The 923-nt window shown below is 74.8% G+C and carries 1 protein-coding gene; it reads left to right on the top strand.

The window, feature by feature from the left end:
* Window positions 1-256 precede the first annotated feature (256 nt).
* Complete coding sequence (locus tag ACSNOK_RS33265; RefSeq protein ID WP_436784511.1) at window positions 257-643, top strand: VOC family protein; 387 nt, start codon at window positions 257-259, stop codon at window positions 641-643.
* The last annotated feature ends 280 nt before the right edge of the window (window positions 644-923 follow it).

The raw sequence follows: 923 nt of genomic DNA on the forward strand, positions 1-923 counted from the left end.
GCCCCGGAACGCCTCCGGGGCGGCGGGCCCGGCGTTCCCGTCGGGACGCGGAGCCGGCCCGGGCGGCTCGTCCGATCGGCCGCCTCCCGGCGGGCGGCGGGCGCCCCGGCCGGTAGCCTGGAGCCGCCGGCCCGTAAGCCGTGAACCCGCCGGGACACGGTGCCAGGGCCCTCGGCGGAGCCACGGTTCCGACGAGCAACCAACCCGCTGAGCGCGTCAGGCCGACGGCTCAGGCCCGACGTGCCGGGGAGCCCCCATGAGAATCCGCCTCACCAGCGTCTTCGTCGACGACCAGGAGAAGGCCCAGCGCTTCTACACGGACGTGCTGGGGTTCGTCACGAAGCACGACGTCCCCGCGGGGGCGGACCGGTGGCTGACCGTGGTCTCGCCGGAGGACCCCGACGGGGTCGAGCTGCTGCTCGAACCCTCCGGCCATCCGGCGGTGGGGCCCTACAAGACGGCGCTGGTGCGGGACGGCATCCCGGCCGCCTCCTTCACCGTGGACGACGTGCGGGCGGAGTTCGACCGGCTGCGCGCACTCGGGGTGCGCTTCACCCAGGAACCGGTGGAGATGGATTCCGTCACCGTCGCCGTCCTGGACGACACCTGCGGCAATCTGATCCAGATCATGCACGGCGAGTAGGGCGCTGCGGGCCGGCTCTGGGCCCTCGCCTGGTCCGGGACGGGATCGGGGGCGGCAGCGGCAAGCGAAGGTCGAAGCGGGAAGCGGAGCGGAGGCGAAAAGGCCCGCCCCCACCGTCTAGCACGATGAGCCGCCGTCTCCGCCTCCGCCTCCGCTGTGCCCACCGCCGCAGTCGCCGCTGCCGCCGAACCAGCCGCCACCGCCACCGCCACCGCCGTGGCCCCCTGCGTCTCCGCCTCCGGCACCTCCGTCACCGGAAGCATCGGGCGTCCCCTCGGCC

Source organism: Streptomyces sp. URMC 126 (assembly GCF_051386555.1).
Lineage (GTDB): Bacteria > Actinomycetota > Actinomycetes > Streptomycetales > Streptomycetaceae > Streptomyces.